The organism is Bradyrhizobium sp., assembly GCF_019242285.1.
Taxonomy (GTDB): Bacteria; Pseudomonadota; Alphaproteobacteria; order Rhizobiales; family Xanthobacteraceae; genus Bradyrhizobium.
In genome coordinates, this window is the sequence record NZ_JAFAVV010000675.1 from 1 (window position 1) to 6,050 (window position 6,050).

The window sequence follows — 6,050 nt, forward strand, 5'->3', positions numbered from 1 at the left end:
CGAGCGCGTTGACCACACGACCGAGCCAGGCCGCAGACGGCCGCACCTGATTGGCTGCGTTGGCGATGACCGCCTTGCAGCCCCGCCGCACGCCTTCGAGTCCCGCGAACGGCATCACGACGGCGTTGTTGCCGGAGAAGCCGATCACCTCGCATGGGATGAAGCGGTTCGCACCGGTCTCGATCACCAGCCCTGCTCCCACCGACATCGCGTGAATGGGACCTGCGACCTCCACCATCAGGCCGCGCACCCCGACCACCCGGCCATGGATATTGATGCTGTCGATGTCGCCAATCTGCTCGGCCAAAGCCTTCATCTGACGCCCTTCATTGCGAAAACCTTAAGTTTCGGCGCTTTTCACATCCTGGTTTAACTTCGTGTTTACCCGCGTCATTAATCATTGCGTCACTGTCTTTTGGTGACTGAGCGCGCCTGCCTGCCGGAACCGGAACAGGCGAGTCGCAAGAGTCGGTTAGGCCCGCCTCTTAACGTGGAGCATGAACGGGATGTGATTACGAAATACTGCTTCTGCGCAATACCTTAGGGCGATTCGATAAAAATTGCACTGAGACACCTTGCGCACATGAATCAGATTTTGTTAACCATATTCAGTCAGGATCCGAATCAGTTGTTCATAAGGCGTTTTGAGTGCCGCAGATGCGGCCGACCTGACGCCCGGAGCGGCGACTATGGGGAACTGGCATGCGCGTTTTGCTGATTGAAGATGACAGCGCCGTCGCGCAGTCGATCGAGTTGATGCTCAAGTCCGAGAGTTTCAACGTCTACACGACGGACCTCGGCGAAGAGGGCGTCGACCTCGGCAAACTATACGATTACGACATTATCCTGCTCGACCTCAACCTGCCCGACATGTCCGGCTATGACGTGCTGAAGCAGCTCCGGGTCTCCAAGATCAAGACTCCGATCCTGATCCTGTCCGGCCTCGCCGGCATCGAGGACAAGGTCAAGGGTCTCGGTGTCGGCGCCGACGACTATATGACCAAACCCTTCCACAAGGACGAGCTGGTGGCCCGCATCCATGCCATCGTGCGCCGCTCCAAGGGCCATGCCCAGTCGGTGATCCAGACCGGCGACCTCGTGGTCAATCTCGACACCAAGACGGTGGAGGTCGGCGGCCAGCGCGTGCATCTGACCGGCAAGGAATACCAGATGCTGGAGCTGCTCTCGCTGCGCAAGGGCACCACGCTGACCAAGGAAATGTTCCTCAACCATCTCTATGGCGGCATGGACGAGCCGGAGCTGAAGATCATCGACGTCTTCATCTGCAAGCTGCGCAAGAAGCTCGCCAACGCCTCCGAAGGCCGCAACTTCATCGAGACCGTCTGGGGCCGCGGCTACGTGCTGCGCGAGCCGCACGACGAAGACGAGCGCATCCCCGCCTGACGTTCAGTTTTACCGGCGAGCCACACGGCTCGCTCCTCCCGACTGGACCCCGCCGCAAATGGCGGGGTTTTTGTTTGGATCGAAACCTGTCCCCGCTGGGCGCCGTCCGAGAGATCGTGCCAAGTTCGAGTCGGAGCCGAATCGGGGGCGCTGTTCCATGATCCTGCAATCGCTCGCCGGGCTGCCGGCCTTCCTGCTGTATTTCTGCACCGCAATCGTCGCGGTCGTGACCTACCTCTTCGTCTACACCAAGATCACGCCGCACAACGAATTCCAGCTCATCCGCGACAACGACCCGGCCGCCGCGATCGCGCTCGGCCTCTCTTTGCTCGGCTTCACGCTGCCGGTCGTCAGCGCGATCGCGCATTCCGCCAACGTCGTGGATTGCCTGATCTGGAGCCTGGTCGCGCTGATCGTCCAGGTCGTGGTCTATTACCTCGTGAAGATTCCGGTGCCGAACCTGTCGCAGCGTATTGCCGCCGGCGAGCTCGCGCCTGCGATCTGGCTCGGACTGTCGTCGCTGGCGGCAGGCGCGCTCGACGCCGCCTCGATGATCTCCTGACCATGGCCGGCAGGCCGATCGAATTCGGCAAGCGCGGGCAGACGCACCTCCCGCCCGCGCCCGGGCCGAAGCGCTCGCACCATGTGGCGCTGCTGCTGATGGGATCGTTCGCAGTCGGTGGCACCGCCTATGCGGTGATGCCGCGCGAGGCCTGCGCCCCACCCTCACCCGGCATGGCCGCGCCGGCACTGCCGCAGAGCGGCGTCGCTTGCACGTCGCGCAGTTCGTCCGGCGGCTACAGCCGTTCGCGCTATGGTTTCTTCTCGGGCGGCGATTCCTCTCACGCCTCGGCCAGCTCGTCCGACGCGGGCGAGGGCCACGTCAGCCGCGGCGGCTTCGGATCGTTCGCCCGCGCCTTCGGCTTCTCCGGCCGAAGCTAGCGCGCGCACGATGCCGTGAAATCACCTTGTTTGGCTTGCCTGATCGGCGGCGGATCGGCGAGGATTTTACGGCGCTTTTTCAGTTTGGGGGGGCCGCACCATGAAACGCTCACGCCGGGTCGTGCTGACCATGATGGGAAGTGCCGCCGTCGGCGCAGTGTCGATGAGCTTCGCGGAAGCGCAAATGCCGCATCATTGCGGCCCGGGGTTCTCGCTGGAGCCGGGCCCGAATGGCGAGCCCTTCTGCCGCGCCATCCATGGCGGCTTCGGCGGCACGCTCCGCCGCTTTCACGGCGATTCGCCCGGGCACGGCCACGGTCACGGTCACGGCGGCTGAGCCGCATTGAGATGCAGCGCATCGCCTGCCCCGAGCGCGACGACTGGCAGAGCACCGCGGAGGCCTGCGGCTTCGACTTCCACACCATCGATGGCGAGCGCTATTGGGACGAGCGCGCTTACTACGTCTTCACGCTCGACGAGATCGAGGAGCAGATCGAGGCGCCGACCGGCGAGATCGAGGCGATGTGCCTCGAATTCGCCGACCGTGCGGTCGAGGACGAGGAGCTCCTGCGGCGGCTGAAGATTCCGGAAATCCATTGGCCGCTGATCGCCGAGAGCTGGCAGCGCGACGATGGCAGCCTGTACGGTCGGCTGGACCTGAGGTTAGACGGCGATGGTCCCGCGAAGCTGCTCGAATACAACGCCGACACGCCGACCTCGATCTTCGAGGCCGCAGTGTTCCAGTGGACCTGGCTCGAGCAGGCCATCGAGCGGGGGATGATTCCGGCCGCTGCCGACCAGTTCAATTCCATCCACGAGCACTTGATCGAGGCCTGGCAGAAGTTCGCCCCGACGCGCCATCTGCATTTCACCGGCACGACCGAGAGCGCCGAGGATCTCGGCACGCTCGCCTATCTCGAGGACACCGCGGCGCAGGCCGGCTTCGCCACGACGCTGCTCGACATCGAGGAGATCGGCTGGCGCGACGAAGGCGGCTTCGTCGATCTCGAAGGCCGCGACATCGAACTGATCTTCAAGCTCTATCCCTGGGAATGGATGTTCCACGACGAGTTCGGCGCGAAGCTGAGAGAGGTTCGCACGCGCTGGATCGAGCCGCCGTGGAAGGCCGTGCTGTCCAACAAGGGCATCCTGCCGCTGCTGTGGGAGATGTTTCCCGGCCATCCCAACCTGCTGCCGGCCTATTTCGAGGATGATCCGAGGGCGCGCGAGCTCGGCGCCTCCTTCGTGCGCAAGCCGATCTATTCCCGCGAGGGCGCCAATGTGATGCTGATCAGCGACGGCGTCGCCTTCGCCGAGCAGGCCGGTCCCTATGGCGCCGAAGGTTTCGTCCGGCAGGCATTCGCGCCGTTGCGCAATTTTGGCGGACAATATCCGGTGCTCGGAAGCTGGCTGGTCGATCACACGCCCTGCGGATTATCGATCCGCGAGGATGAAAGCCCGATCACCGGCAACACGTCCCGCTTCCTGCCGCATGCGATCCTGTAGGGTTTGGGCACGGCGACGGCGCGGCACAAACTCAACTGTCATCGCCCGGCTTGACCGGGCGATCCAGCACGCCGCGGCTTATCGATTCCAGCACTGCTGTCTCTGGAATGCTGGATGCCCGCTTTCGCGAGCATGACAGCGGTGGTGACGGCGACTGCGCGGCACAAACCCGACTGTCGTCGTTCGACTCGATCGAGCGATCCAGCACGGCGCGGCTTGCCGCTTCAGCGCGCCGCGACCACCTTCAGCGCCGGTGAACCTGCGCCGATCATGGGGCGCGAGCCGCGGGCAGGGTTCGGCTGATAGAGCCCGCGCTTCTCAGGGCAGGGCCGAAAGGCGTCGGTGATGCCGACCACCGACTCGGCGGCGCCGAGCATCAGCGTGCCGTCGGGCTCGAGCACCTTGGCGAGCCGCTCGAAAATGTTGGCCTTGGCCTCCTGGTCGAAATAGATCAGGACGTTGCGGCAGAAGATCACGTCGAACCTGCCGAGATGGGAAAAGTCCTGCAGCAGATTGAGCTGACGGTGCTGGACCATGCCGCGGATATCGGCGTTGAGCTGCCAGAGCTCGCCGGTCTGGGTGAAGTACTTGACCAGGAGCTGGATCGGCAGGCCGCGCTGCACCTCGAACTGGCTGTAGATGCCGGCCTTCGATTTCTCCAGCACCTCCTGCGACAGGTCGGTCGCGACGATCTCGACGCGCCAGCCCGACAGCATCTGCGCCTTCTCCTTCAGACACATCGCGATGGAATAGGGCTCCTGGCCGGTGGAGGACGCCGCCGACCAGATCCGGATGGTGCGGCGGTTGGCGCGTTGCTGCAGGAGGGCCGGCAGGATGGTGTCGCGCAAATGATCGAACGGGATCTTGTCGCGGAAGAAGAAGGTCTCGTTGGTGGTCATCGCCTCCACCACCTCCCAGGTCAGCCCCTCCGCGCCGCTCTTCATCCGCTGCACGAGGTCGGCAATACCGGCGAGCCCCGCCTTGCGCGCGAGCGGGATCAGCCGGCTCTCGACCAGATATTGCTTGTCGGCGGAGAGATCGAGGCCGGAGCGCTCCTTCAGGAGCTTACGCAGAAACTCATAGTCCGAGATATTCACGAACGGTCTCCCGAGAACAGCCGGATCAGCTTCGGCGCGATCTGGTTGAGCGGCAGCACGGCGGCACAGATGCCGGCGTTCGCCGCCGCACCGGGCATGCCCCACACCACGCTGGTGGCTTCGTCCTGGGCGATCACGCTGCCGCCCGCGGCGACGACTTCCTTGCCGCCGCGCATGCCGTCGGAACCCATGCCGGTCAGGACCACCGCGAGGGTTGTGCCCTGCCAGACCTCCGTTGCGGAGGAGAACAGCGGATCGACCGCCGGCTTGCAGAAATTGACCGGGGGGCCGTCGTCGAGCGCGATCGCCACCTCGGTGCCGTGGCGCACGACGCGCATGTGCCGGCCACCCGGCGCCAGGTAGATCCGGCCCGGCTTGACGGCCTCGCCGTCGACGGCCTCATGCGCCGGCTTGCGGCTGGAACGCGCCAGATGCTCGGCCAGGATGGTCGTGAAGGTCGGCGGCATATGCTGGGTGATCAGCACCGGGAAGCGATCGATCACCGGGCCGATGTCGGTGACCAGCGTCATCAGGGCCTGCGGGCCCCCGGTCGAGGAGCCGATCACGAGCACGCGCGGCGTCTGGGTGCTGAAAGCGCGCCGCGCGAGCTGGGGCGATGCTGCGTGCGCCGTCGCAGCGCGCGGCGGCAGATCGGGCCGCCTGTCGCCGGTGGGCGCGGGAGCGTGCGCAGGTGCCGGCAACGGCTGTGCCGAACGCCGGAGCTTTGCACCGAACGAGCGGATCTTCTGAATGAGGTCGTGATGGAAGATGTCCGCCGCGTGAGGCTCGCGGGTGGTCTCCGGCTTCGGAATGTAGTCGGACGCACCGAGCGAAAGCGCCTTGAAGCTGATCTCCGCGTTGCGGCGGGTCAAGGTCGAGGCCATGATGACGATGAGGTCGCGCTTCTTCGCAAGCAGCTGCGGCAGCGCCGAGATGCCGTCGAGCTCGGGCATTTCGACGTCGAGCACGGCGACGTCGGGCCTGACCTTTTCGAGCTGGTTGACGGCTTCCAGCCCGGTGCGCAGCGAGGCCGCCACCACCATGTCGGGCTCGGCCGCGATCCAGCGCGAGATCAATCCCCGGATGACGACGGAGTCGTCG

At 64.9% G+C, this 6,050-nt stretch carries 7 protein-coding genes and 1 pseudogene; 5 read left to right on the plus strand and 3 right to left on the minus strand.

Going from position 1 to position 6,050, the window contains the following annotated elements; genetic code table 11:
• Positions 1-316 (minus strand): annotated as a pseudogene (fliI, locus tag JOY90_RS27400) (flagellum-specific ATP synthase FliI); the annotation flags it as partial.
• Between the two features lie 386 nt (positions 317-702).
• On the opposite strand from fliI, the gene ctrA reads away from it, so the two are divergent.
• The 5 genes from ctrA to JOY90_RS27425 all read left to right on the plus strand — a co-directional run bounded on the left by ctrA (position 703) and on the right by JOY90_RS27425 (position 3,852).
• Positions 703-1,404: a response regulator transcription factor CtrA gene (gene ctrA, locus JOY90_RS27405; protein ID WP_291694229.1), complete on the plus strand. Its 702-nt coding sequence runs from the start codon at positions 703-705 to the stop codon at positions 1,402-1,404.
• A gap of 157 nt (positions 1,405-1,561) precedes the next feature.
• Positions 1,562-1,966 carry a DUF350 domain-containing protein gene (locus tag JOY90_RS27410; RefSeq protein WP_291694230.1) on the plus strand — a complete coding sequence of 135 codons (405 nt, stop codon included), beginning with the start codon at positions 1,562-1,564 and terminating at the stop codon, positions 1,964-1,966.
• 2 nt (positions 1,967-1,968) lie between these two features.
• Positions 1,969-2,346: a hypothetical protein gene (locus JOY90_RS27415; RefSeq protein WP_291694231.1), complete on the plus strand. Its 378-nt coding sequence runs from the start codon at positions 1,969-1,971 to the stop codon at positions 2,344-2,346.
• Between the two features lie 100 nt (positions 2,347-2,446).
• Positions 2,447-2,683: a hypothetical protein gene (locus JOY90_RS27420; RefSeq protein ID WP_291694232.1), complete on the plus strand. Its 237-nt coding sequence runs from the start codon at positions 2,447-2,449 to the stop codon at positions 2,681-2,683.
• Positions 2,684-2,694: 11 nt separating this feature from the next.
• Positions 2,695-3,852 (plus strand): glutathionylspermidine synthase family protein, encoded by a 1,158-nt coding sequence (locus JOY90_RS27425; protein ID WP_291694233.1) that lies wholly within the window; start codon positions 2,695-2,697, stop codon positions 3,850-3,852.
• Between the two features lie 224 nt (positions 3,853-4,076).
• Here JOY90_RS27425 and JOY90_RS27430 read toward each other — a convergent pair whose 3' ends face one another.
• Positions 4,077-4,949 carry a protein-glutamate O-methyltransferase CheR gene (locus tag JOY90_RS27430; protein WP_291694234.1) on the minus strand — a complete coding sequence of 291 codons (873 nt, stop codon included), beginning with the start codon at positions 4,947-4,949 and terminating at the stop codon, positions 4,077-4,079.
• Positions 4,946-6,050, minus strand: a 1,105-nt coding sequence (locus tag JOY90_RS27435) for a chemotaxis response regulator protein-glutamate methylesterase (protein ID WP_291694235.1), incomplete at its 5' end; no start/stop codon positions are given. The genes JOY90_RS27435 and JOY90_RS27430, both read right to left, overlap by 4 nt.

Coding starts and splice junctions, on each gene's coding strand:
- ctrA (WP_291694229.1), top strand. CDS start 703: ATGCGCGTTTTGCTGATTGAAGATGACAGCGCCGTCGCGCAGTCGATC.
- JOY90_RS27410 (WP_291694230.1), top strand. CDS start 1,562: ATGATCCTGCAATCGCTCGCCGGGCTGCCGGCCTTCCTGCTGTATTTC.
- JOY90_RS27415 (WP_291694231.1), top strand. CDS start 1,969: ATGGCCGGCAGGCCGATCGAATTCGGCAAGCGCGGGCAGACGCACCTC.
- JOY90_RS27420 (WP_291694232.1), top strand. CDS start 2,447: ATGAAACGCTCACGCCGGGTCGTGCTGACCATGATGGGAAGTGCCGCC.
- JOY90_RS27425 (WP_291694233.1), top strand. CDS start 2,695: ATGCAGCGCATCGCCTGCCCCGAGCGCGACGACTGGCAGAGCACCGCG.